At 44.4% G+C, this 23664-nt stretch carries 24 protein-coding genes; 3 read left to right on the top strand and 21 right to left on the bottom strand.

The window, feature by feature from the left end:
* The 18 genes from HRT75_RS07585 to alaS form a co-directional block, all read right to left on the bottom strand.
* On the bottom strand, positions 1 to 942 hold a 942-nt coding region (locus HRT75_RS07585; protein WP_291184704.1), incomplete at its 3' end, for a 3-hydroxyacyl-CoA dehydrogenase NAD-binding domain-containing protein.
* A 1-nt stretch (position 943) separates the two neighbouring features.
* Entirely contained in the window at positions 944 to 1726 is a 783-nt protein-coding gene (locus HRT75_RS07590) for an enoyl-CoA hydratase-related protein (protein WP_291184707.1), read from the bottom strand.
* A complete protein-coding gene (gene paaD, locus HRT75_RS07595) occupies positions 1723 to 2226 on the bottom strand; it encodes a 1,2-phenylacetyl-CoA epoxidase subunit PaaD (protein ID WP_291184709.1) in 504 nt (167 codons plus the stop codon). The genes HRT75_RS07590 and paaD overlap by 4 nt, the downstream gene beginning before the upstream one ends.
* Before the next feature lies 1 nt (position 2227).
* Positions 2228 to 2983 carry a 1,2-phenylacetyl-CoA epoxidase subunit PaaC gene (paaC, locus tag HRT75_RS07600; protein ID WP_291184712.1) on the bottom strand — a complete coding sequence of 252 codons (756 nt, stop codon included), beginning with the start codon at positions 2981 to 2983 and terminating at the stop codon, positions 2228 to 2230.
* Positions 2984 to 2992: 9 nt separating this feature from the next.
* The gene (gene paaB / locus HRT75_RS07605) at positions 2993 to 3280 is read right to left on the bottom strand and encodes a 1,2-phenylacetyl-CoA epoxidase subunit PaaB (RefSeq protein WP_272831652.1); all 288 of its coding nucleotides are present in this window, start codon (positions 3278 to 3280) and stop codon (positions 2993 to 2995) included.
* Positions 3281 to 3290: 10 nt separating this feature from the next.
* Positions 3291 to 4250: a 1,2-phenylacetyl-CoA epoxidase subunit PaaA gene (gene paaA, locus HRT75_RS07610; protein ID WP_291184717.1), complete on the bottom strand. Its 960-nt coding sequence runs from the start codon at positions 4248 to 4250 to the stop codon at positions 3291 to 3293.
* A 12-nt stretch (positions 4251 to 4262) separates the two neighbouring features.
* A complete protein-coding gene (paaE, locus tag HRT75_RS07615; protein ID WP_291184720.1) occupies positions 4263 to 5321 on the bottom strand; it encodes a 1,2-phenylacetyl-CoA epoxidase subunit PaaE in 1059 nt (352 codons plus the stop codon).
* Between the two features lie 76 nt (positions 5322 to 5397).
* On the bottom strand, positions 5398 to 5970 hold the full coding sequence (locus HRT75_RS07620; RefSeq protein WP_291184723.1) for a TetR/AcrR family transcriptional regulator: 573 nt from the start codon (positions 5968 to 5970) through the stop codon (positions 5398 to 5400).
* Positions 5971 to 5987: 17 nt separating this feature from the next.
* Positions 5988 to 6599 carry a DUF4230 domain-containing protein gene (locus HRT75_RS07625; RefSeq protein ID WP_291184726.1) on the bottom strand — a complete coding sequence of 204 codons (612 nt, stop codon included), beginning with the start codon at positions 6597 to 6599 and terminating at the stop codon, positions 5988 to 5990.
* Positions 6600 to 6667: 68 nt separating this feature from the next.
* Positions 6668 to 7318, bottom strand: coding sequence for a response regulator transcription factor (locus HRT75_RS07630; protein ID WP_291184729.1), 651 nt, complete (start codon positions 7316 to 7318; stop codon positions 6668 to 6670).
* Between the two features lie 74 nt (positions 7319 to 7392).
* Entirely contained in the window at positions 7393 to 9351 is a 1959-nt protein-coding gene (locus HRT75_RS07635; protein ID WP_291184731.1) for a sensor histidine kinase, read from the bottom strand.
* A gap of 366 nt (positions 9352 to 9717) precedes the next feature.
* Positions 9718 to 9894 carry a hypothetical protein gene (locus HRT75_RS07640; protein ID WP_291184735.1) on the bottom strand — a complete coding sequence of 59 codons (177 nt, stop codon included), beginning with the start codon at positions 9892 to 9894 and terminating at the stop codon, positions 9718 to 9720.
* Positions 9895 to 10003: 109 nt separating this feature from the next.
* Positions 10004 to 10792 carry a hypothetical protein gene (locus tag HRT75_RS07645; RefSeq protein ID WP_291184737.1) on the bottom strand — a complete coding sequence of 263 codons (789 nt, stop codon included), beginning with the start codon at positions 10790 to 10792 and terminating at the stop codon, positions 10004 to 10006.
* Positions 10793 to 10876: 84 nt separating this feature from the next.
* Entirely contained in the window at positions 10877 to 12304 is a 1428-nt protein-coding gene (locus tag HRT75_RS07650) for a hypothetical protein (protein ID WP_291184739.1), read from the bottom strand.
* A gap of 155 nt (positions 12305 to 12459) precedes the next feature.
* The gene (locus HRT75_RS07655; RefSeq protein ID WP_291184741.1) at positions 12460 to 14319 is read right to left on the bottom strand and encodes a PQQ-binding-like beta-propeller repeat protein; all 1860 of its coding nucleotides are present in this window, start codon (positions 14317 to 14319) and stop codon (positions 12460 to 12462) included.
* 167 nt (positions 14320 to 14486) lie between these two features.
* Complete coding sequence (locus tag HRT75_RS07660; RefSeq protein WP_291184744.1) at positions 14487 to 15014, bottom strand: DUF6252 family protein; 528 nt, start codon at positions 15012 to 15014, stop codon at positions 14487 to 14489.
* A 79-nt stretch (positions 15015 to 15093) separates the two neighbouring features.
* The gene (locus tag HRT75_RS07665; RefSeq protein WP_291184747.1) at positions 15094 to 16041 is read right to left on the bottom strand and encodes a GSCFA domain-containing protein; all 948 of its coding nucleotides are present in this window, start codon (positions 16039 to 16041) and stop codon (positions 15094 to 15096) included.
* A 1-nt stretch (position 16042) separates the two neighbouring features.
* A complete protein-coding gene (gene alaS / locus HRT75_RS07670) occupies positions 16043 to 18655 on the bottom strand; it encodes an alanine--tRNA ligase (protein WP_291184750.1) in 2613 nt (870 codons plus the stop codon).
* Between the two features lie 143 nt (positions 18656 to 18798).
* Between alaS and HRT75_RS07675 the strand changes: the two genes are divergently transcribed.
* On the top strand, positions 18799 to 19776 hold the full coding sequence (locus tag HRT75_RS07675) for a M23 family metallopeptidase (protein ID WP_291184753.1): 978 nt from the start codon (positions 18799 to 18801) through the stop codon (positions 19774 to 19776).
* Positions 19776 to 20105, top strand: a complete 330-nt coding sequence (locus HRT75_RS07680) for a MerR family transcriptional regulator (protein ID WP_291184756.1) — start codon at positions 19776 to 19778, stop codon at positions 20103 to 20105. The genes HRT75_RS07675 and HRT75_RS07680 overlap by 1 nt, the downstream gene beginning before the upstream one ends.
* Positions 20106 to 20108: 3 nt before the next feature.
* Here the strand turns inward: HRT75_RS07680 and der are convergent, their stop codons facing one another.
* Complete coding sequence (gene der, locus HRT75_RS07685) at positions 20109 to 21410, bottom strand: ribosome biogenesis GTPase Der (RefSeq protein ID WP_272831633.1); 1302 nt, start codon at positions 21408 to 21410, stop codon at positions 20109 to 20111.
* A gap of 57 nt (positions 21411 to 21467) precedes the next feature.
* Complete coding sequence (locus tag HRT75_RS07690; protein WP_291184760.1) at positions 21468 to 22028, bottom strand: sugar O-acetyltransferase; 561 nt, start codon at positions 22026 to 22028, stop codon at positions 21468 to 21470.
* A 95-nt stretch (positions 22029 to 22123) separates the two neighbouring features.
* Between HRT75_RS07690 and HRT75_RS07695 the strand changes: the two genes are divergently transcribed.
* The gene (locus tag HRT75_RS07695; protein ID WP_291184762.1) at positions 22124 to 22618 is read left to right on the top strand and encodes a GTP-binding protein; all 495 of its coding nucleotides are present in this window, start codon (positions 22124 to 22126) and stop codon (positions 22616 to 22618) included.
* Here the strand turns inward: HRT75_RS07695 and era are convergent.
* Positions 22609 to 23493: a GTPase Era gene (era, locus tag HRT75_RS07700; RefSeq protein WP_291184764.1), complete on the bottom strand. Its 885-nt coding sequence runs from the start codon at positions 23491 to 23493 to the stop codon at positions 22609 to 22611. The genes HRT75_RS07695 and era overlap by 10 nt on opposite strands.
* Positions 23494 to 23664: the final 171 nt, after the last annotated feature.

Genomic DNA, 23664 nt, shown 5'->3' on the forward strand with positions numbered 1-23664 from the left:
TGCCGCCTCATTGATAAGCGTCACCAAAACCCGGTTGAATATTAATGTACCGAGCGCATCATCAGTAAATGCTTCTGGGTTCTGGGCGCCTTCTGCATAGTTGTAATACCCCCTGCCCGACTTTCTGCCTAAATACCCCGCTTCACTCAAACGCTTTTGGGTAAAAGACGGTTTGTAGCGCGGATCGTAATAGAAAGCTTTGAAAACAGTTTCTGTAACCGTATAATTCACATCATTCCCGATGAAATCCATCAGTTCAAAAGGACCCATTCTAAAGCCGCCTTTAGTCTTTAAGGCCCAATCAATAGTGGGAACATCGGCAATGCCTTCTTCTAAAATGCGCAAGGCTTCACCGTAAAATGGTCTAGCCACTCGGTTTACAATAAAACCGGGAGTGTCTTTGGCCAAAGCCACTACTTTACCCCAATCTTTTATGGTTTGAACGATTAATTCTGTATTGTTTCGATCTGTTTGAACGGCAGGAATTACTTCTACCAATTTCATGAGTGGTGCCGGATTGAAAAAGTGAATTCCCAAACAGCGCTCTGGATGTTCTAAAGAAGCTGCAATAGCCGCAACAGACAAGGACGAAGTGTTTGTAGCAATAATACAATTTTCGCTCACCAAGGGCTCTAATTGCTGAAACACTTTAGTCTTTACTTCCAGAGATTCCACGATAGCTTCAATGATCAAATTGGCGTCGGATAGCTCTTTGATATCTGTTGAATACTTGATCAAGCCTTGAATACGCGCTTTCTCATCGGCATCAATACGTCCTTTGACCACCAAACGACTAAGTACCTTTTCTAACTTGTCTTTAGATGTATCCAGTACCGTTTGATTGAGGTCACAAAGAACAACTTCACAGCCTGCAGTGGCCGCTACTTGTGCAATGCCACTACCCATGGTTCCCGCTCCGATTATACCTACTCGATGTATCATACTAGCGCCCTATAAATTTTGGTTTTCTCTTTTCTATAAAGGCGGCAACTCCTTCTGCGTAATCCACACTTTGCGCTGCGGCAATTTGCTGTTCAGACTCCAAGTGGAGCTGTCCTTCTAAGGAACTATTAAATGAGGCGTTAAGTAACATCTTGGTGCGTGCTAAGGCTTGTGTTGGCATAGCCGCCAATTTTTCTGCAAGCAGCGCCACACTTTCCTGAAGGGTATCTCCTGGAACGGCTTGATAGATCATGCCCATTTGTTCTGCCTCAGTAGCGCTTACTTTATCGCCCATAAACATAAGGGCCGTAGCACGCTGCATTCCAATGAGACGCGGCAAGAAAAAGGTTCCGCCACTGTCTGGCACCAATCCGATCTTACTAAAGGCTTGAATAAAACTGGCTTTTTCTGCAGCGACTACGAGGTCACACGCCAAAGCGATGTTTGCTCCTGCTCCAGCAGCAACACCGTTGACTGCTGCAATCACCGGCTTTTCCAAACTGCGAATGCGCTGAATGATTGGGTTGTAATGCTCTTCAAGGATCTTTTTAAAACCGGGATTTAATTCTGGAATGGTCACCTCCTTGAGATCTTGACCTGCACAAAAGGCTTTCCCATTACCGGTGATAACTACCGCTCTGACCTGATCATCAGAAGCTGCGGCATCCAAGGCATCTTGCATGGCCAATGCCATCTCTCTATTAAAACTGTTGAAGACCTCGGGTCTGTTTAAATGCAGATACTGCACATCTGCCGCCCGACGGGATTGAATGAAATCGCTCATTTAAGACATTTAAAATAGTCAAAGGGTTCTTGGCAATCCATACATTGAAACAAGGCTTTACAAGCCGTGGACCCAAACTGACTGATCATTTTAGTATTCGTTGATTTACAGATGGTGCAGGGCACCAAACGTTGGTCTCCCAAAAGCGCCGCCTTATCTGCAGACTCACTTAATGGAGGGGCAATGCCGTATTCGCGCATTTTTTCGCGACCCGCTTCACTGATCCAATCGGTACTCCAGGCAGGAGCCAAGATCAGTTCTATCGTAGCCGTGATGCCTTTTTCTGCAAAAGCGCTTTTAAGGTCATCTCCAATAACATCCATAGCTGGGCAGCCCGTGTAGGTTGGGGTCAATTTTATATGAACGCCGTCCGCTGTTCGGACAGCTTCTCGAATCACACCAAGATCCAAAACAGTAAGCACAGGAATCTCCGGATCTGGAACAGTTTCCAGGATCGGGAGCAGATCGGCTTCTATGTTTGGATGTAATTTGATGGTCATCTTACCAGGTCATGTTTGGATAGGTACGCTGCATGTATTGTAGGTCCGCCAATAGGTATCCCATATGTTCGGTATGTCTGCCTTGTTTTCCACCTTTTTGGAAGTAAGGATTCTCCGGAATTGGCACAGTCGCTTGTTCCAAAAGCGCTTCTACATCGTTGTAGTAAGCGGCTTTAAAAGAAGCTAGATCTGGGCCTATTCCAGCAGATGCAGCCCAAGCCTCCGCCTCAGAAGGCACAAAGAACTCTTGGGTGTAAGGCCAAAGGGCTTCAACAGCCGCAAGCACGCGCTGGTGACTTTCCTGGGTCCCATCGCCTAAACGCAGCATCCAATCCGATGAGAATCGGCGGTGGTAACGCGCCTCTTTGACGGCTTTATTCGCAATGGCTTTAACGGTTTCATCGGCTGAATTAGCAGACAACCACTCCATCAGCATTAAATGATAAACATCAAAAAAATACTGACGCGTAATGACAAAAGCAAAGTCGTTATTGGGTTGTTCCACCAAAAGTACATTGGTATACTCATTCTCTTTTCTGAGAAAAGCCACGTCGTCTTCTGATTTACCGTCTAATTGCTTAGAAGCATATTGAAAACAACTGCGGGTCTGCCCCAAAAGATCCAAAGCGATGTTGGTACAGGCAATATCGGTCTCTAAGCTCGGACCGTGTCCGCAGAGTTCTCCCAAACGCTGCCCTAAGATCAAGGCGTTATCGCCTAGGGTCAATAGATATTGATATAATGATTGATGCTCCATAGGGATCAATTACATGTGTTTTACTTCATCCGGCAGATCGTAGAAAGTCGGGTGTCTGTACACCTTATCCTGCGCCGGCTCAAAAAGTTCTCCGTGATTCTCCGGGTTCGAAGCGGTAATGTGTTTGGATTCTACCACCCATATGCTCACGCCCTCATTGCGGCGCGTGTAAACATCACGTGCATTCTCCAAAGCCATGGTGGCATCTGCAGCATGCAAGCTTCCAAAGTGACGGTGTTCCAATCCGTTCTTAGAGCGGACAAAAACTTCCCATAAGGGCCAATTCTTTTTTTCCATATTGATCGTTTTAACTGGCCTGAGCCACTTCCTTAGCTTTCGCCTGTTTGTCTGCATAGGCAATCGCAGCATCGCGTACCCAAGCTCCGTTCTCCCACGCAGAAACACGTGCGTTCATGCGCTCCTTGTTACAAGGACCGTGTCCTTTCACTACTTGCCAGAACTCATCCCAATCAATCGCTCCAAAATCATAAGAGCCACGCTCTTCATTCCATTTCAAGTCTGGATCTGGAACCGTTAAACCAAGCAGGTCAGCTTGTGGGACTGTTTGATCAATGAACTGCTGACGCAATTCATCATTGGTCTTCCGCTTGAGCTTCCATTTCATGGATTGTTCCGTGTGCACAGATTCTGCATCGGTTGGACCAAACATCATCAGACTTGGCCACCACCAACGGTTGAGTGCATCTTGTGCTAAAGCTTTTTGCTCCGTAGTTCCTTTGGACAGGGTCAACATGATCTCATAACCTTGACGCTGGTGGAAACTCTCTTCCTTACACACACGAACCATAGCACGTGCGTACGGCCCGAATGAAGTATTACACAAAGGCACTTGATTGATGATCGCAGCGCCATCAACCAACCAGCCAATGGCTCCAATATCTGCCCAAGTTACCGTTGGGTAATTGAAAATACTGGAATACTTAGCTTTCCCAGTATGCAGCTGCTCATAGAGTTCTTCACGACTGATCCCTAGAGTTTCACAAGCACTGTAGAGGTACAAGCCGTGACCAGCCTCATCTTGTACTTTGGCCAAAAGGGCGGCTTTACGTCTCAAGGATGGAGCACGGGTGATCCAATTTCCTTCTGGAAGCATTCCAACGATTTCTGAATGGGCATGCTGAGAGATCTGACGGATGTGTGTTTTTCGGTATTTCTCCGGCATCCAATCTTTAGGTTCGATCTTTTCATCATTCGCTATACGCTGCTCAAAGATCTCTTCCAGGTTTTTGATTTCTTTTTCACTCATAATTCCGAATTTTTAAACGTCGAAGTCGACGGTGATTTTATCGCTCTGCGGAACTGCTTGACAGCTCAACACAAAATCTTGCGCCACCTCATCGGGCTCCAAAGCGTAATTTATCTTCATGGCTACATCGCCATTGAGTACTTTACATTTACATGTGCTACACACTCCACCTTTACAGGCATAGGGCAGATCAGCTCCTGCGGCTAATGCAGCATCCAAGATATTGTCATAGTCCTCTCCCATGACAAAGTGGAACTCCTTCCCGCCATCAATAATGACCACTTCTGTTCCTTCCTGTACTTCTTTGAGTTCAACAGCAGGCGCCGGAGCGTCTCCTGAGTAAAACAATTCATAGTGGATGTTTTCCAAGTCCATACCTTGGCCTTGCAGCGCGTCACGGATCAAAAAGATCATTTCCTGCGGTCCGCAAATAAAACAGCCATGCGTATCAGGCACGTCAATAAAGGTCTTAGTCAATGCCTGCATTTTCTCCTCGTCAAAACGTCCGTTGAACAAGGGGATATCTCTGCGCTCTCTGGAGAGAAAATAAAAGATCTCAAACCGATCAAAGTATTGATTCTTAAGCGCTTCAATCTCTTCTTTAAAGATAATGGATTTGACAGTACGGTTCAAGTAGAACAGCTTGAAACTACTGTCTGGCTCTTGAGCCAAATGTGTTTTAATGATAGAAAGAATAGGAGTGATACCACTACCCGCAGCAAAAGCTATGTAGTTCTTTGGCGTTTCACTGATAGGAACAAAGAAACGCCCACTCGGCGGCATGAGTTGAAGGGTATCTCCTTTTTGGAGCTGCTCATTCACAAAGGTTGAAAAGACACCGCCTGGAATTTGCTTTACTGCAACACGCCAAAGCCCATCTAACGGACTAGAGCACAAGCTGTAGGAACGGCGCTCATCCTTGCCGTTGATCTCGGCGCATAAGGTCAAATGTTGTCCCTGCGTGAAGGAGAATTCTTCTTTTAAGGATTCTGGGATCTCAAAGGTGACTACAGAAGTATCTGTGGTTTCCTTGTAGATGTCAGCAATGCGGATGTCGTAAAACTTTGCCATACCTGAATTTATTATACAAAACTAACGTTTGTTAGTTAAATCTACAAACGCGTTTATATAAATTTTTGCCAATACTTTAGGCCCGGATACTGGCCAACATGGTAGCCGTCATATCTGCCTTAAGTGTCTGCATATCAATACTATTCTTCTTTGGATACCACAAATACAGGGTCCTTAACGTAGAAAGCACAGAAAACAATAGAATTTCCGGATCGCGTGCCGCAATACTGCCCTCGGCGATTCCTGTTTTAATGATTTGTCTGAAATTCTCCTCGTACTGATTGCGCATTTGTTCAAAATACGGAAGCGCCTTACCTTCCAAGTGCATCCAATCGTTGTTGAGCGACCCCAAGGCATCCTGATTCTTAACCGTCACATCAATATGCAGGTGAATGACCTGTTCTACTTTTTCTAATGTGCTGAGTTCCGAGAGGAATATTTGATTCATTCCAACGGTAAACTCTTCCGCAACACTGATGATCAACGATTCTAAGATCTCGTGTTTAGAGGATATATGATTGTATAAACTGGCTGCTTTGATGCCGAGTTCTTTGGCAAGATCACGCATAGTGACAGCACTATAACCGCGTTCTAAAAATAGCTTGGCGGCACTCTTAATGATTTCTTCTTTTCTAGTGGGAGTTTTCAAATTGCTGCAGGTTTTGATTAATCCAGGAAGACCCAATCGTCGGGTTCCTTAATGGTTCGATCCCTATAGATCAACGACCAGCCCATGGAGTTGGTCAATACAAAAAGTTGCTGGAGTTCGGAGATCAATCGATTCTGAGCATTGCTCATCAACGGACTTTGTAAAGCCTGCACCCTTAGGCTATCCGTCACTTTTGCTGAGATCGCGTTGAGCGACTCGGCATCAAAATCGTTAAAGATCCCTCCATCAACATCAAAGTATTCAATCTTGGGAGACAGACTCAATTCCGGCTCTGGAATGTGGGTAATGACCACACTTTTAGAACTGGTATCAATACGAACTTCCATTTGTCGAAGATCATAACTGACCTGCGCTTTAGCATCTACTACCACCAAGGCCTTCTTCTTGAAGGTCAAAGCGTCGAAATAGTACTTTTTGGAATCTTCGTAATTGTGAATCTGTGTAAAGTTCGATTCGGTCACTATCAGCTTGCCTACATTCTCTAACTGTTGCTGCAAAAGCGCAGAGCTCTGCAATTGTTCTTGCGAGCCTTGACGGCGGTAGTCACAATACTGATAAACAAAGACGATCAGTAAAGCAAAACAAGCTCCGAATAAGAAATTACGCATGGGTCCTAGTCTTGCCCTAAGGTACGTTTTTTTGAGGAAATGTGTGGGAAAACCTCAACCCCTGAGTATCAGATCAAATTGTGGTTTCTGGCCTTTTGAACGGCTTCAATTTTGCTGTGAACTTGCAGTTTTTTGTAGATGTTCTCAATATGCTTGCGCACCGTGCTCGGAGAAAGTATCAGATTGTCTGCAATGGCAGTATAGCTCAGACCGGTGCTGAGTTGTTCCAAAACCTCGACCTCTCTTTTAGACAGAGCAATTTGCTCTTTGTCTTCTTGATTTTTTACAGAGGATGGATCTCTGAGTAGTTTCAAGGTTTTAAGCGCAATGGAAGGATTCATCGCAGCACCTCCATTGAGGGTTTCTTCTATCCCATTATGCAGATCATCTGGATTGACGTCTTTTAACAAATAACCATCTGCCCCGGCTTTGATCGCATTGAAAATATTCTCGTCGTTATCAAAAACCGTCAACATGATGATCTTGATATGCGGATACTTTTGTTTGACCACGGCTGTGGTCTCAATACCGTCAAGCACCGGCATTTCAATATCCATGAGGATCAGATCTAAATTGTGATTGTCCTCTAGCTTTTTAAGCAGATCGCTGCCATCGCAAGCCGTAAATCGCACAGCGATATTGTCAAAAAAAGAAAGCTTTTCCTTAACGGCGTTGATCAGAAAAGAGTTATCGTCTACTATAGCCAGTTTGCGATTCATATTCTTAAAGATAGAGATTCTAAGCTGAAATCAATATCAGCAGCAAAAGACAAATTTGCAATAGGGCAATTGCCCTATTGTGTAGGTAAACTTAAACTTACCTGAGTTCCCGATCCAGGCGCACTTTTAATGTCTAGACTTGCCTGAAGCTCCCGAGCGCGCTTACGCATATTAGCCAGACCATTACCCGCCTCGATCTCATTCTCATCAAAGCCTTTACCGTCATCAGACACCACGAGATTGAAACCTTCTGATGTCTGATCAATCTGCAACTCGATCATAGTTGGATCGGCATACTTCAAACTGTTGTTTACGGATTCCTGAATGATTCGATACAGGTTCATCCCCGTCAGCGCTTTAAAACTGTAATCTGGATCTAAGCTTGGATCTAGTTTAACATCAAAGGCTATCCCCTGGGTTGAAGCCTTGGCTTGATCCATAAAATTAGTGATTCGTGTTTTGAGATCTTCCAGGCTGATGTTGTCTTTGTTCATGGCCCAAATGGTGTCTCGCAGCTCATAAATGGTTTGACTGGTGAAGCTACTGATCCCGCTTAATCGGCCCTTGAGCTTTTCTTCCATGTCCTTGAATCCATACTTGAGATTGTCCAAACTGGAGATGATAAAGGTAAGCTGAGCACCGATATTGTCATGCAGATCTCTGGAGATGCGTAATCGCTGCTCCTGCAAACTGTTTTGGGTTTCGATCTTAGCCAGTGCTGTTCTTAATTCAGCTTCCTTTTGGAGCTGCTGATTCTTAAGACGCTGCTGTTTATATACCAAAAAGCCGATAAGACCAAACAAGAATGCCAATCCTAAACTCCCAACCAAAAGGGCCGTTCTGCGGCGATTGATCAGCTTGGCCTCTGCGAGTTCTGCCCGTTGTTCCAAGATCTGATTTTCCTTTTGCTGGGTCTGATACTTGGTTTCCATTTCTGCCATGGCCTCGGCATTTTCTTTATTGGTTATGCTGTCCTTGATCACAATGATCTCATTGAGATAACCAGTGGCAGCTCGGTAGTCTTTGTTCTCTGTTGCGAGATCAGAAAGCCCTGTAAGCGCTTCTCTCTGCAGCAAGAGTAACTCATTATTTTTGGCGACTTCCAACGCCTTTTCAAAATAGCTCTTTGCAAGTCCAAATCGTTTTTGTCGCTGCAACACTTGCCCAAAGGTGATCTGACTCTGCACCTTACCTTGAGGGTCACTGGCTTGGTCACGCAAGGCCAATGCCGTGGTGATATCGGCCTCTGCTTGGGTTAAATCACCCATTTTGGCTCGCGCTAAAGCAATATTAGACCAAGCGATCGCTTCTTGTTTCACATCACCGAGCTGCTTGCTGATATCCAAAGCCTTTTGGTAGGAACCAATGGCCTCCTGATACTTCTGTTGATAATCTCGAATCGCCCCTACATTATTATACCCTAAAATAAGACCGTCCAACTTGCCCAGCTCCTCTTGGATTTCTAAGGCTTTAGTGAGGTATTCTGTGGTCTTGTCAAAATTTTGAGAGTAATAATAGACCACACCAATATTGTTATATGCCTGCGCTACTCCTTCTCTATTCCCGAGCTGCTCTTCAGCCTCTAAAGCTCTAAATAATAAAGACAAAGCCTCCTCATACTTAGCTTGTCTGATAAATACTGTGGCTTTGTTATTGAGCACAACCGCATAGCCTCGAACACTTTTGAGAGAATCAATGATTTTTAGCGCATCGTCATATTGAACCAAAGCACTATCATACTGTGCCTTGCGTTCGTGGTAAGTCCCAAGTACATTACGTGTACTCCAACGACCGTTGACGTCTTTAAGTTCTTCTGCCAAGGCTAAACCTTCGATCGCATAGGCACGCGCACTATCTAAAGCAGCCACATTATAGTGGGAAGCAAGTTTTTCCAACAATCGCACCCGATTAGTATCTGGGCCTAAACGCTGATATTCGGTAAGTAAACTGTCAATATTTTCCTGGAGTACCTGAGCCGTGCTCAAGCTTTGCCAAAGGAACAATAGCAAATAAAAGACGTATTTAATCTTCATAATGGTCCTTGCGTTAGGTGCAATGGAGCGGTGCTTGCTCTTGCAAGACCTGCTCTAAATTAAAGCGTTGGAAATCATAATTACCCAAAAGCTTCTGCCTTGTAAGGATCTGATCTCTGTGCTTGTTATAACAGTTCGACAAGGTGCCGCAACGCTCCAAATGTGCCGTTTTCAAAGCAGATATATTCCGCCTGTAAAACAACAAAATCAGAAGTGCGAGCACCAGCACGAACCCAACAATAAATATGCTATTGCTTTCCATCATACTGATATAGTGACTCTAAAAATAGCGCTAGCAGCATCGGTTATCAATAGGGCAATTGCCTTAAAAAGTGTAGGTAATAAAAGGAATGGGGAATTTAAGCTCTAGGCGTAAGAACCTGAACCACTGCGGGATTTGGCAGTACCTTCATAAGATCCGGAACCACTATCGGTTCTTCTCAACTTAATTTCAGTTTGCTCTGAAGGTGAATTAAGTTCATCTGCCGGCAATTCCGCATTGAACGTGAAAAAGCTCATGAGGGTAAAGAAAAAGAATTCCATAAGAGTAAAATGTGTTGGTTATTTTCTAAAAATAAGAGCAATTTCTCAAATTATCAATAATTCTCACTACTGAAAAATTGCTCTTGACACTGAGGTTTGCCTAAGTTTACTAGTACATAGACTTGGAAAGTACACCATTATTCCAAACGCCAACCTCTGTTTTACCTGTGGCCTTATTGTCGTAATAACCGCGACCGTTGAACTTACCATTGGCCCAGTAGCCTCCATAATAGGAACCATCACTGGCCCAATAACGACCCATTCCGTGCATCTGATTGCTGCTGTTGAATTCTCCAGAATAGCGGGCGCCGCTAGAAAAGTTGTAACTGCCTTGTTTTAGGTTTCCGTTTTCAAAGAAACCGATATAGTTATCACCGTTATCATAATCCCAACGGCCATAGCCATTGTTGCAATCACCAACGGAACATCCCTTATCCTTGTTATTGCTGTAGTATGGATACTTTTCGGTCAGGTTTCCATTGGTAAACACACCCTGTTGCCATTCGTTATTGCGGACCGTTACCCCAATTCCATTCATGGAACCGTTTTTGTATTGTCCCTTTAGATTGTCTTTGTTTTCACCAATATATACGCCATAACCGTGCATATTGTCATCAGTCCACTCACCAACGTATTGCCCCTTGGTCTCAAACCAGTAATAACTGCCATAACCTTCTTTCTTACCATTGCGCCAAAAACCGATATAGTCACCGTTATCATAGGTCTTTTTCCCATAACCGTTCTCACAGTCACCCCAGTCACAGTCGCTGGAGACCACGGTGTTCTTTTTGGCCGGCATTTGCTTGGGCTTATTAGGAGTTTGAGGCTTCTGAGGAATTTCTTGAGCCCAGGCTTGCATACCGCCAAACACAAGGGCTAGTGCTAGTAAAAATCTCATGCTTGTTTGTTTTTATGTGTGTCAAAAATGCTCAAATTAAGGTACAAAAAAAATACGGCAAGTGCCGTATTTTAAGTCTTTAAGCTATTCTGATCGAACAAAATTACCATCTTCAAAGTAGCCGATCTTGATATCTCCAGAATCCTTGACCGAATAATATCCCCGACCGTTGAATTTCCCCTTGGACCAAGCGCCGCCGTAATAATCTCCATTAGCAAACCAAAATCGGCCCATACCTGAAAAGCGTCCGGAGCTATCAAATTGCCCGCTATAGCTTGCTCCAGAGGCAAAACTATAGGTTCCCATTTGCAGGTTACCGTTCTTAAAAAATCCGACAAAAGTATCTCCGTTGTCAAAGACCATTTTTCCGTATTTGTCTTGACAGTCTCCTACAGTACATCCTTCAGTTTCATCCGTTCCGTAAAAGTCAAATTCTTGAGTAAGCCGGCCTTCATCGTAAATTCCTCGCTCCCAGTCATCGCCTATATTTTTAACCGCTTTCCCTTGCAAGGCATCGTTCTTAAACATGCCTTTATACATATCGTCGTTATTATCGGTAAAGACCCCATAACCATCCATATTATCATTCTCCCAATTTCCAATGTAGGTAGCACCATCATCCCAAGAGTAAAGTCCATATCCCGACTTTTTACCATTGCGCCAAAAACCATCATAGTAGCCGTTGTTGTACTCATACTTTCCAAAACCATCTTCACAATCTCCACGAACACAGTTGGAATCACTGCTCACACTACCACCGCCTTCAGAGCCGTAGGCTCCAACTTTGGTGCTTACGGGTCGCACCACATAGGTGGAAGCGTTCACATAATCCTTAAGCAAATAGACAGGTTTACCATTCTTTAGGACGATACGATCATCGCCACGAAGCTCCGAGGTAACATCCGTATAATCCATACTCTCCCCTCTAATGATGATGGCGTATTCTTTTGTAGCTACATCACGATACCAATACGTATTGTCTGGAGCATAGCCCATGTCTATCAAATTAGCTGCTCCCCAATCTGGAAACAGGCGAATGTCTTTCTCAATATAGGTCTTGTCCAATTCCGCCACATAAGCCACATAACTGTCTTTTACGCGAGTAACCTCTACCGTATAAGATTTATCATCTACATAGGTGATGAAAGAGTTTGGGTTGGTTAAATAAAAATCCTTGGCAGTGTCTCGCAGAAGAATCTTTGTTGGATTGGTGGACCCAACCGCAACATCGTCAAAATCCGTCAAGAGAATGATGGTTCTTGACGGCAAATGCAAGGTGGCCAAAGAACTTGTACTCAACTTGGTCAAGTCTTGCATTTGATTAAGTGCAATACCGCTTTCACTATACAGTGTGTAGGTATCGTCTCCCGTTTTCTTATAGGTTGCCGACTTGATATAAGAGGGCTGTTTTTGACTGGCTTCTTGACGTACTGGATTGGTTGGCTCCGGAATTTGCGCCCAACTTGTGGATACAAAGAACAGAAGTACCAAAAAAGAAACTAAGGCTTTCATATGACTACAGTTTGGAGATGGTTTGCAAAATGGTAAAGCTGTCATTTTGCGATGGTTAAAACTTACTATTTCACTAAGTTAAAAATTATCGGGAACAATAAAAGAAATACCCTCAGCAGACCAAGGGTATTTCTAAAAAAGGTAGTTTGGGATTTTTATTTGTTCAGATCGTAGGCATAAATGGTACTGTTGTCTGCCTTGTAATAGAGGATACCACCAAAGTCGTCCACCTGATATTCCGGCTTTTTGTCCTTTAGAATGATCTCTTTCTCCACAAGACCAGTGTCTTTGTTGATCTTCACCAAGCCCACGCCGTCGTCCAGTTTGGTCAAAACAAATTGCGCATTCTCCGTGGCAGAAGTTGCCTTAAATCTTTTGAGCATTTCATTGATGGAAGCACCACTCGCCATAGCCATTCCGGCGCCCAAGTCAGCATAAGCCTGCCCGCGAGATGTGTAATTGCCCAAGCGGTTTCTGTTGTTGTTGGCCTCCGCATAACTCGCAGCCGCCGTAGCTGCCGTAGCTACTGCCATAGCACCAGCCAAGATCGCACCAAAGGCACTCTTTCCTGGAGCTCGGTGATACTCGTGCCAATCGGTGGTCCCGCCAAAGTCCAAAAGCATCATGTTTTGACTACTGCTCAATAAGACGCCACCGTCTCTACACTCAATTCTTGTTGGGTCTTCTTTGCCTTCAAAAGATACCTCTGCAAAGTCTGAAACCTCACCAGAGTTGGCATCCACTGCAAATACGACCTCATCAGCTCCGATCAAATAGCGGTTGTTCTTAGCATCAAAAGTAGAACTCACGGCATCTGCACGACGGTACTTGAGTGGTTTGTTCCAAACCTGCTCTCCCGTTTCCAGATTCACGATGTTGGCATCTTCTGAGGTGATGTAGATCAATCCCTGCGGAGTAGAAGCCATGGTTAAAATGTTCTCTCCTGTTTTCAAAGGTTTTTTAAACAAGGTCTGTCCATCAAAGGAAATCTTGTTGATTCCACCTTCATAAATTCCAAAGAGGATCCCGTCTTCCATGATGTAAAAATGCTGCACATAACCTTTGGTCTTTGGAGCCTTCTCCCAAAGGTCGTCACCGGTCTGTGCTGAGAGGAAAGCGATCTTACTCTCCGATCTTCCGGCTGCAACGCTCATAATTCCTTTCTTGCCAGAATTATCTACGTTGCTCACAATAGCAAGGCCTTGGGGTAATATCTCAAAATTGACCACGCTTCCCTTGACCTTATGCCCATCATCCCACAGCATTTGGCCAGTCGCGCTAATTTTGTACACCTTGGTGGATCCACCGTTGGGCTTACCCACAAAGCCATAGATTTCTTGTTCGGACTCATCAGCGACCATCCAACCTACATTTTTAAGGTCTGCCTTCCAGGCAATGGTTCCGCTGTTCATGTCCACTTTTGAAAGTCCTTTGCTCGTTGGAATAATCAGTCCATTCTTTAGAAGCAAAGGGCGGCCGCTCACCATTTCTGATCCCTTGAATTTGAAGAAGCTCTCCTGTTCTCCAGTGTTGAGATCATAAATGGCAACGGCATTAGTATATTTTTCACTAGCTCGGCGCTGTCCGCTAACCACTAGTTTATTTTGAGGCATCATTACATGACAGGTCCAAACGATTTTCCAACCGTTGTTCTCCGTGCTGAAAAGTGTCTTTCCGGACATATAGTCAATCACTGCTTTTTTAGTGGTCATGGCACCAAATCCCGTCTGTCCGACCATCACATAAGGTGAATTCGGAATAAAGGTCAACTCCTCAGGCTTTACGCGTCCATAGTCGGTAAAGTTGAATAACAGATCATTTGACCCCGGCTTGATCCCTACCAGACCATCGTTTGTTGCTACAACCACAGTTCCTCCTTGAGTAATGGTCATATCGTTGATCTTTGCTCCGGTATCGTATTGCCAATCTGGGGTCTCTGCCTTTTGAGCCAGCGAGAGCGGAGTCACACTCAAGCACACAAAAAGTAGGGTTAAAAGTGAAGCTGTTGGTCTCATAATTTGAATCGTTTTTAGTGTTGTTCAAAAGTGCTACAAATGCTTTAGCAGTTCAATAGGGCAATTGCCGTATTCTGAATTTCAAGTAGTTAGTCTAAAAGCGTAAAAGCCGAGATACCCTGGGGTATCCCGACTTTCCACATAAAAACCTCAACATTGAGATTCGCTTAATCTACAATAGCTTTGAATTGACCATCGGTGATGGTTTTCATGGTCATATCTTCTGCGTTATAACCTTTAAAGGAGAAGGTTCCTTCTACAACGCCATCGGCATCAGAAGTCACTTCAACAGTTCCGCTACCAACGCCATCAACTAAGGAAGTAACACCGTTGTTTAACCAACCCGCAACCGGAGAAACTGTAAAATATCCCATTAGATTCTGGTTGGCTGCGTTGTCCCCTGAGGTATAGGTTCCCGGACCATCATATCCAACAATGGTGATACGAATGGTCTCACCGCTATTGGTTCCACCTTGTACATTTAGGATTCCGCTTTCAAGCACAGCTCCAACAATAATCACTGGATCTTGCGCCGCGGCATAATCGGCACCATCTACTTTAGCCGTTACAAATTCTTCACCGCTTGCAGCTGGATCGTCTCCACCATCGGAAGAATCATCGTCTTTATCACATGCTGTTGCCAATAGTGCAATAAATATGAAAGCGTATCGGCTTAATACTTTAAGAGTGTTCATCTTGCTAGTTTTAATGATTTCTGGTAGCAAAATTGAGCACAATAGCCTGGGCAATCAATAGGGCAGTTGTCGTATTTGATCAAATACTGATGTGTGGATGTTCCGTTCGAAAAGCTTCTAAACGCTCTTGCAGCTTACGCTTAAAGTCTCGATCCGCATTACTTCCAGGGATCTGGGAACGGTGATTCATTGCGGCTTTTAGTCCGCCAATAGTATCCATAAGTTCTTGAGAATCTTGGGCCACCCAAGCAGTTTTGAAGCAATCCCAAACGTGTGCAACCGCCTGCGCATTGGGGTGGATCAGATCCGATCCGTAGTAGCGATAGTCCCGCAATTCATCCATCAAAAGCTCGTAGGCTGGGAAGTAATGGGCACGCTCATTTTGATCAACCACTTGATGCACCGCAGCCAGCAGATGGGCCTTCGACCTTGAATTCTCAACAATGCCGTCTTTTACATGACGAACCGGTGAAACAGTGAGTAGAATAGTAGCTTCGGGGTTCTGATTAGGCACAAGCGTACCTATATGATGGAGACTGCGCTCAATTTCTTTTGTAGATAAGAGCTCTTTTTTAAAGACTCCTCCGGGTTGTTTGTGGCAATTGGCCACATACTGATTGCGCTCCAGATGTTTGTAGACCCAAGCAGTACCCAGCGTGATGATGATGTGTTTAGATTCTAGTAGCGCAGATCTCAGACCTATCAGGGCTGAATTCAATCCGTCTAAAACCGTTTGCTTATCAATTCCGCTTTGAGCAGTGTGCGCACTGAAAGAGTACCAAATATCATCGCGTTGATCCAGATCATACGCTGTAAATAACTGCTGATCCAATGCCCGCTTAACCAACGACTCAATAGCCAGTGGCTGAAACAAAACCCCAAAAGGATTGGCTGTATGTGGCAGGGAGAAGAAATCAAACTTCTCTGCCATTTTAATAGCCAAACAAGAGCCTAAAAAAAGACTGCTTCCGTGATGGTCTATCGCAGGAGATTGTGGAGTAATCGATATGGTCGTACTCCGCTTCATCTTAGTTCAAATATTGCACAGCGGCAGCAAGTGCTGCTTCAATTCCATCTTGGTTCTTTCCTCCAGCAGTTGCAAAGAAGGGTTGACCTCCGCCTCCACCTTGAATGTGTTTACCCAACTCGCGAACAATAGTTCCCGCATTGAGTTTTCCATCTGCAGTGAGCTCCTTAGAAATATAACAACTCAATAAGGCTTTCCCGTTTTGACGTGAGCCTAAGAGCAAGAACAGATCCGTTCTGTTCTGTCCCATTTCAAAAGCGAGATCTTTCATCCCTCCCGCGTCCAGATCCACTTCTGTCGCCAAGAAAGCAACGCCCTCTTTCTGCTCCAATTGGTCGATCAAGTGAGTTTTAAGATGCTTGGCCTTTTCTTTAAGGAGTTGCTGCAATTGTTTTTTTAGCTGAGCGTTTTCTTGCTGAATGCCTTCCAGAACACCTACAGGATCTTTTGCGTTGTTCAGCAGTCGTTTTAATTGCTGATGTTCTTTAGAAGTGTCTTCAAAATAAGCCTTAGCTGCATCGCTGGTGATCGCCTCAATTCTGCGCACACCTGCTGCAACAGCAGATTCTGATGTAATAATAAAGTGCCAGATGTCACTGGTATTAGCTACGTGAGTTCCTCCACAGAGCTCCATAGACTTTCCAAAACGAATGGTACGTACCGCATCGCCATACTTTTCACCAAACAAAGCAATAGCGCCCTGCTCAATGGCGGTATCATAAGGGATTCCGCGTTGCTCTTCTAAAGGCAAACCTTCGCGGATACGCGCATTGACAAAGGATTCAACCTCTTCTAATTGTTCTGCAGTAACCTTAGAGAAGTGTGAAAAGTCAAAGCGCAGGTTCCCGGAATGTACCATAGAACCTTTTTGTTCCACGTGAGTTCCTAAAATGTTGCGCAACGCCTGATGCAATAAGTGTGTTGCTGTGTGATTACTCGCAGAACGGGCACGCTGTTTCTCATCTACTACTGCGGTGAAATTCGCTTCTGGATGACGCGGCAAGTTCTTGGCAAAGTGAACAATAAGGTTGTTTTCTTTTTTAGTGTCGATGATATAAACTACCTCTCCATTGGAAGCTTCCAAATAACCCTTATCACCTACCTGTCCTCCACCTTCTGGATAAAAAGGTGTTACATTAAAGACCAACTGATATAGTGTTCCTTCTTTTTTGGTAGCCACTTCGCGGTAACGCGTAATAGTCACCGGAGCAGAAAGGGTGTCGTAGCCGACAAACTCTTCTTCATCGTCCTCACGGAGTTCTACCCAGTCTCCCGTCTCTACTTTAGTAGCAGCGCGGGATCGCTCTTTTTGTTTTTGCAGTTCTTTGTCAAAGCCTGCCTCATCCATACTCAAGCCACGCTCACTAAGGATAAGTGCTGTCAAGTCTTTTGGGAAGCCGTAAGTATCGTAAAGTTCAAAGACCTTTTCACCAGAAATGGTTTGTCCATTGGCATTGGTGATCACTTGATCCAACAGTAAAAGGCCTTGATCCAAAGTGCGCAAGAAGGATTGCTCCTCTTCTTTGATCACATTGGTGATCAAGTTCTTTTGTTTTTTCAACTCTGGGAAAGCAGCCGCCATTTGAGCAGTCAAAGTCTCTACCAATTCATAAATGAAGGGTTCTTTCTGATCCAAGAATGTGAAGCCGTAGCGGATAGCGCGTCTCAAAATTCTGCGGATCACATAACCAGCTCCTGTATTGGATGGTAATTGCCCATCTGCGATAGCAAATGCTACTGCGCGCAAGTGATCTGCAATCACGCGGATGGCAATATCCACCTCTTCTGATTGGGCGTATTTGGAATTGGTAATCGCCTCGATTTCGCGAATGAGCGGGGTAAACACGTCAGTGTCGTAATTACTCTTTTTGTCCTGCAAGACCATACATAAACGCTCAAAGCCCATTCCGGTGTCCACATGCTGTGCAGGAAGCTTTTCCAGTGAACCGTCTGCTTTGCGATTGTATTGCATAAATACCAGGTTCCAGATCTCAACCACCAAAGGATGGTCCATGTTTACCAAATCTGCACCAGATACTTGTTGTTTTTCTTCTTCGGAACGAATGTCTACGTGGATCTCACTACAAGGCCCACAGGGTCCTTGATCACCCATCTCCCAGAAATTATCGGCTTTGTTTCCGTTTAGAATTCGGTCCTCTGCAATATGCTGTGACCAGAATTTATAGGCCTCGGTATCTCTGTCGAGTCCTTCTGAAGCGTCTCCTTCAAAAATGGTCACATAAAGACTGTCCTTGTCAATTTTAAAGACCTCGGTTAAAAGTTCCCAAGCCCAAGCGATAGCTTCCTCTTTAAAATAATCACCAAAACTCCAGTTCCCCAACATTTCAAACATGGTGTGGTGATAGGTGTCCTTTCCTACCTCTTCCAAATCGTTGTGTTTTCCACTAACACGCAAACACTTCTGAGTATCTGCAATCCGTGGATCGTTGGATTTCTTATTGCCCAAGAAAAACTCCTTGAATTGATTCATCCCCGCATTGGTAAACATCAGGGTTGGATCGTCTTTGATCACCATAGGCGCAGAAGGCACTATAGCGTGTGCTTTGGAGTTGAAAAATTCTAAGAATGTCTTGCGAATGTCCTGGGACTTCATCTGGTTTATTTTAAATGAGTTAGGCGGACTTACCTCAGCCAACCGTTGCATTAGGATAGGCCACAAACAATTTTTATCTTTGTACTGCGTTAGCGCCTTGTAATCCCCCAATAATCAAGGGCAAAAATAGCACATTTTAACTTATGTCGAAGGTAAAATATTACTACGATAGCGAGACTTTATCCTATCGAAAAATAGAACCCAAAAAGGGCCGAACTTTTGGATTTATCCTCTTGTCGACTTTGGGCATTTTGCTCGCAGGGCTGTTCTTCTTTCTGCTTTACCTCAATTTGCCGTATATAGAAACTCCTAAAGAGAAAGCGCTGGCCAGAGAATTAGCCAATGCAGAACTTCGTTTGGAGCTTTTGAACAAAAAAATGGATCAGGCACAGGCTGTCTTGACCGAGCTGCAGGAGCGCGATAACAACCTGTATCGAGTTTATTTTGAAGCCAATCCTATTCCTGAGGAACAACGATTGGCTGGATTTGGAGGGGTAAACCGGTACAAAGACTGGGAAGGCTTTGACAACTCCAACTTACTCATTTCTACAGCGAAACGCTTGGACATCATTACCAAACAGATTGTTGTGCAATCTAAATCCTTGGATGAGATTGCGATTTTGGCAGAAGAAAAAGAAAAACTTCTGGCTGCAATTCCGGCCATTCAACCGGTCCGTAACGAAGACCTAACACGAATGGCATCTGGCTTTGGTTACCGAACCGATCCTTTTACCAAAGCCCGTAAGTTTCATTATGGGATGGACTTCACTGCGCCACGAGGCACGCCAATATATGCCTCCGGAGACGGGGTTGTAACTCGCGCTGATGCCACTGCGGCAGGTTATGGCAACCACATCAGAATTTCACACGGCTACGGTTATGAGAGTCTTTATGCGCATCTGTATAAGTACAACGTAAAAAAAGGCCAAAAGGTGAAACGCGGAGACCTAATTGGTTTTGTGGGCAGCACAGGACGTTCGGAAGCGCCTCACCTGCACTATGAAGTTTGGAAAGACGGAAACAAGATCAACCCAATTCATTTTTACTACGGCAACCTCACTGCTGAAGAGTTCAACGAGCTACTTAAAGCCTCTCAGCAAGAAAATGAATCCTTAGACTAATGCAATTAAGCTTACCGGAAAAACGCTATTACGGCATAGGAGAAGTGGCTAAAGCTTTTGGCGTAAATACTTCATTGATCCGTTTTTGGGAAAAGGAATTTGACATCATCCAACCCAAAAAGAACGCTAAAGGCAATCGTAAATTCACTCCAGAAGACATTAAAAATTTGGAATTGATCTATCATTTGGTCAAGGAAAGAGGCTTCACTTTGGACGGAGCCAAAACACATTTAAAAGAGCACAAACGCAAGACCTTAGACAACTTTGAGATCATTAGAAAGTTGGAGGGGATTAAAGCCGAACTACTCAAGATCAAGGAGAATCTTTAAGACCTACTTCTTACGCATATAAATGGTAAGCGGAACTCCATTGTAATCAAACTCCTCTCTTAGCTTATTTTCAATAAATCGCTTATAAGGATCCTTGACGTATTGCGGCAAGTTGGCAAAAAACGCAAAGGTTGGATGCGGCGTAGGCAGTTGCGTACAGAATTTGATCTTTACGTATTTCCCTTTGTATGCGGGCGGTGGCGTCGCGGCGATGATAGGTAGCATGACGTCGTTGAGCTCACTGGTCTTGATACGCTGAGAACGATTCTTGTAAACTTGAACAGCCGTCTCAATTGCTTTAAAAATACGCTGCTTGGTTAGGGCAGACATAAAAACAATCGGCACATCGGTAAATGGCTCACATTGTTTGCGGATGTACTGCTCAAACTTTTTGGTGGTCATATGGTCCTTTTCTACCAAATCCCACTTATTCACTAAGATCACCACTCCTTTATTATTGCGGTGGGCCAACCAAAAGATATTCTGATCCTGTCCTTCAAAACCACGAGTCGCATCAATCACCAATAAGGCAACATCACAGTACTCTAAAGCCCGAACGGAGCGCATCACCGAGTAAAACTCCAAATCCTCTTTTACTTTGGATTTTCTACGGATCCCTGCTGTATCCACCAAATTGAACTCAAATCCAAAACGGTTGTATTTAGTATCAATGGCATCACGCGTGGTTCCTGCAATGTCGGTCACGATATAACGATCTTCACCAATCAAAGCGTTGATAAAGGAAGACTTCCCAGCATTTGGGCGTCCCACAACCGCAAAGCGCGGAAGTTCATCTTCTTCACTGGCTACTTCATTAGGTAGGGCTTCAACCAAATCGTCTAGAAGCTCTCCAGTTCCACTACCGTTAGTTGCAGCAATGGTGTAGTATTTTTCAAATCCGAGAGAATAAAACTCCACCGCATCATTAACACGTTTGGAATTATCTACCTTGTTTACAGCTAAAAAGACCGGCTTCTTGGCTTTGCGAAGCAATTGAGCCACTTCTTCATCCATCCCGGTAACACCGGTTTCTACGTCAACCATAAAAATGATCACATCGGCCTCATCAATAGCAAGTTCCACCTGCTTGTCAATCTCGGCTTCAAAAATATCATCACTTCCTTTGACGTATCCTCCAGTATCGATCAAGGAAAACTCCTTGCCGTTCCAGTCACTCTTTCCATAATGGCGGTCACGGGTCACTCCAGAAACAGCATCAACGATCGCTTCGCGTCTCTGAATGAGGCGGTTAAAGAAGGTTGATTTTCCTACGTTTGGACGTCCAACTATAGCTACAATACTCATCGCTACGGATTTAGGCTGCAAAAATAGACTTTATTTCGGCTTCACGATGCCCCAAGTCTATTTATTGTCAATTGGCGAAATAACTTTTGCCGGATTCCCACCAGCAAACACATTGGCCGGTATGTCTTTGGTCACTACCGCTCCCGCACCGATCACGGCACCATCTCCAATAGTAACACCAGGACAAACAATGGCTCCACCTCCCAACCACACGTCATTTCCTATGGTTATGGGTTTACCCAATTCCTCCCCGCTTGAACGGGCTTTAGCATTGAGCGGATGGGTCGCGGTATAGAGTTGTACCTTAGGACCAAACATGACTCGATCTCCCAAGCGAACCTCGCAAACATCTAAAATAACGCAGTCAAAATTCATAAATACGTTGTCTCCCGCGTGAATGTTATTGCCATAATCGCAGTAAAAAGGCGGCTCTATCCAAAGGCCTTTTCCGGCAGAACCAAAAAGTTCATAGAACAATTTATCGCGTTCCGGCTTGAGGTGTTCCGGCAAATCGTTGATCTTTCTAAAAAGCACTCGGGCAGCTTCTCTTTCTGCCAATAACTGCGGATCCAAAGGGTCATACATTTGGCCCGCCAACATCTTTTCGCGTTCGGTCATGGTCTGTAGTTTGTTTAAAGATAATGGGTTTTAAGGATTCTTCCCAGCTGAGCAATACCATATTTGTTCTCAACTAATTGGCTGATTTTGCAAACGTGAAAGTCAAACAAGACATCGTATTGCGACCGCGGTTCAAACTGAGCCTGGATCAATCCGCAGAAAAATTACTCGCCGCCTTTAAAGCGGCAAGTGACCCTTCTGGCTTTATCACCACTCAAGTAGACGCCCACGTTTTTATCAAAATACCAAAAGCCCGCCAGCAATATTGGTCGCCTCAATTAGACCTAGTGATTAACCCTCTGGATAATAAGACTTCAGAAATACGGGGGCTTTTTGGCCCGAGCAGTACGGTCTGGACCCTTTTTATGTTCCTGCATTTTATAGTGGCTGTCCTTTTTTTGAGCTGCGGAGTTTGGGCGTATTTCAACTACGCCTTAGATGAATCCATTGCCTTGCCCATTGCACTAATGCTTTTAATGGTACTTGCGTGGTTTAGTCTCTATTTTATTGGTCGAATGGGTAAAGCCACTGGACGAGGTCAGATGTTGGAGCTTCATAAATTTATGTGGGAGGTGATCAATCAAGATTGATTGTATCCAAAACGACGCAATTGACGTTCGCTGGAGCGCCAGTTCTTATTGACCTTTACGTAGAGCTCTAAATGAACTTGCTTGCCAAAGAATTTCTCCAAGTCCTTTCGGGCTTCCATACCTACGCGTTTAATCGCCGCACCTTTATGACCAATGATGATCCCCTTTTGGGAGTCTCGTTCAACCATGATCACGGAACGCATGCGGATGATCTCCTCTTCTTCAAAGAATTCTTCCGTCTCGATCTCAACCGAATAAGGAATCTCCTTTTTGTAATGCAATAGGATCTTTTCACGGATGGATTCATTGACAAAGAAACGCTCAGGCTTGTCGGTCAAGGCGTCTTTTGGATAGAAAGGCGGTGATTCTGGCAAAAGCTCTAAAACGCGTTTAAAGACCTGTTCCACTCCGAAGTTCTCTAAAGCGGAAATAGCAAATACCTCAGCATTGGGGACTTGCTCTGACCAAAGGGCTACGGCCTCCTTGAGCTTTTCTTCATCGCCTGTGTCGATCTTATTGATAAGCAGCAAAACTGGGATCTGCGTGCTGTTGATCTTTTTAAAAAAGGCCTCATCCTTTAAAGACTTTTCTCCGAGCTCCACCAAGTAAAGGAGAACATCTGCGTCCTCAAAGGCAGATTTCACAAAATCCATCATGGCCGCTTGCAGCTCATAAGCTGGTTTAATAATTCCCGGAGTATCACTCAGAATCACTTGAAAGTCATCGCCATTGACAATTCCCAGAATTCGGTGACGGGTAGTCTGTGCTTTAGAGGTGATAATTGAGAGGCGCTCCCCCACAAAAGCGTTCATGAGCGTACTCTTACCCACATTTGGGTTCCCGATTATATTGACAAATCCTGCTTTATGTGCCATGCCGCAAAGGTACGATAAATCCACTCACCGAACTCGATAAACTAATCGTCTACACTTTAAGTCTTCCCAGCTTATTAGAATGAAAAATGCCTTACGCGTGAACTAGATTTGACACGAGAAATAAGAACTCTAAAGCCACAATAAAAAATACCTTAGGTTTGTCGTCGTTCA

Source organism: Gilvibacter sp., assembly GCF_013214815.1.
In the GTDB taxonomy this organism is placed as follows: Bacteria; Bacteroidota; Bacteroidia; order Flavobacteriales; family Flavobacteriaceae; genus Gilvibacter.

Excerpts from the sequence above, each read along its gene's own strand:
- HRT75_RS07590 (WP_291184707.1), bottom strand. The coding sequence starts at position 1,726 with ATGAGCGATTTCATTCAATCCCGTCGGGCGGCAGATGTGCAGTATCTG.
- paaD (WP_291184709.1), bottom strand. The coding sequence starts at position 2,226 with ATGACCATCAAATTACATCCAAACATAGAAGCCGATCTGCTCCCGATC.
- paaC (WP_291184712.1), bottom strand. The coding sequence starts at position 2,983 with ATGGAGCATCAATCATTATATCAATATCTATTGACCCTAGGCGATAAC.
- paaB (WP_272831652.1), bottom strand. The coding sequence starts at position 3,280 with ATGGAAAAAAAGAATTGGCCCTTATGGGAAGTTTTTGTCCGCTCTAAG.
- paaA (WP_291184717.1), bottom strand. The coding sequence starts at position 4,250 with ATGAGTGAAAAAGAAATCAAAAACCTGGAAGAGATCTTTGAGCAGCGT.
- paaE (WP_291184720.1), bottom strand. The coding sequence starts at position 5,321 with ATGGCAAAGTTTTACGACATCCGCATTGCTGACATCTACAAGGAAACC.
- HRT75_RS07625 (WP_291184726.1), bottom strand. The coding sequence starts at position 6,599 with ATGCGTAATTTCTTATTCGGAGCTTGTTTTGCTTTACTGATCGTCTTT.
- HRT75_RS07630 (WP_291184729.1), bottom strand. The coding sequence starts at position 7,318 with ATGAATCGCAAACTGGCTATAGTAGACGATAACTCTTTTCTGATCAAC.
- HRT75_RS07635 (WP_291184731.1), bottom strand. The coding sequence starts at position 9,351 with ATGAAGATTAAATACGTCTTTTATTTGCTATTGTTCCTTTGGCAAAGC.
- HRT75_RS07640 (WP_291184735.1), bottom strand. The coding sequence starts at position 9,894 with ATGGAATTCTTTTTCTTTACCCTCATGAGCTTTTTCACGTTCAATGCG.
- HRT75_RS07645 (WP_291184737.1), bottom strand. The coding sequence starts at position 10,792 with ATGAGATTTTTACTAGCACTAGCCCTTGTGTTTGGCGGTATGCAAGCC.
- HRT75_RS07650 (WP_291184739.1), bottom strand. The coding sequence starts at position 12,304 with ATGAAAGCCTTAGTTTCTTTTTTGGTACTTCTGTTCTTTGTATCCACA.
- HRT75_RS07655 (WP_291184741.1), bottom strand. The coding sequence starts at position 14,319 with ATGAGACCAACAGCTTCACTTTTAACCCTACTTTTTGTGTGCTTGAGT.
- HRT75_RS07660 (WP_291184744.1), bottom strand. The coding sequence starts at position 15,014 with ATGAACACTCTTAAAGTATTAAGCCGATACGCTTTCATATTTATTGCA.
- HRT75_RS07665 (WP_291184747.1), bottom strand. The coding sequence starts at position 16,041 with ATGAAGCGGAGTACGACCATATCGATTACTCCACAATCTCCTGCGATA.
- alaS (WP_291184750.1), bottom strand. The coding sequence starts at position 18,655 with ATGAAGTCCCAGGACATTCGCAAGACATTCTTAGAATTTTTCAACTCC.
- HRT75_RS07675 (WP_291184753.1), top strand. The coding sequence starts at position 18,799 with ATGTCGAAGGTAAAATATTACTACGATAGCGAGACTTTATCCTATCGA.
- HRT75_RS07680 (WP_291184756.1), top strand. The coding sequence starts at position 19,776 with ATGCAATTAAGCTTACCGGAAAAACGCTATTACGGCATAGGAGAAGTG.
- der (WP_272831633.1), bottom strand. The coding sequence starts at position 21,410 with ATGAGTATTGTAGCTATAGTTGGACGTCCAAACGTAGGAAAATCAACC.
- HRT75_RS07690 (WP_291184760.1), bottom strand. The coding sequence starts at position 22,028 with ATGACCGAACGCGAAAAGATGTTGGCGGGCCAAATGTATGACCCTTTG.
- era (WP_291184764.1), bottom strand. The coding sequence starts at position 23,493 with ATGGCACATAAAGCAGGATTTGTCAATATAATCGGGAACCCAAATGTG.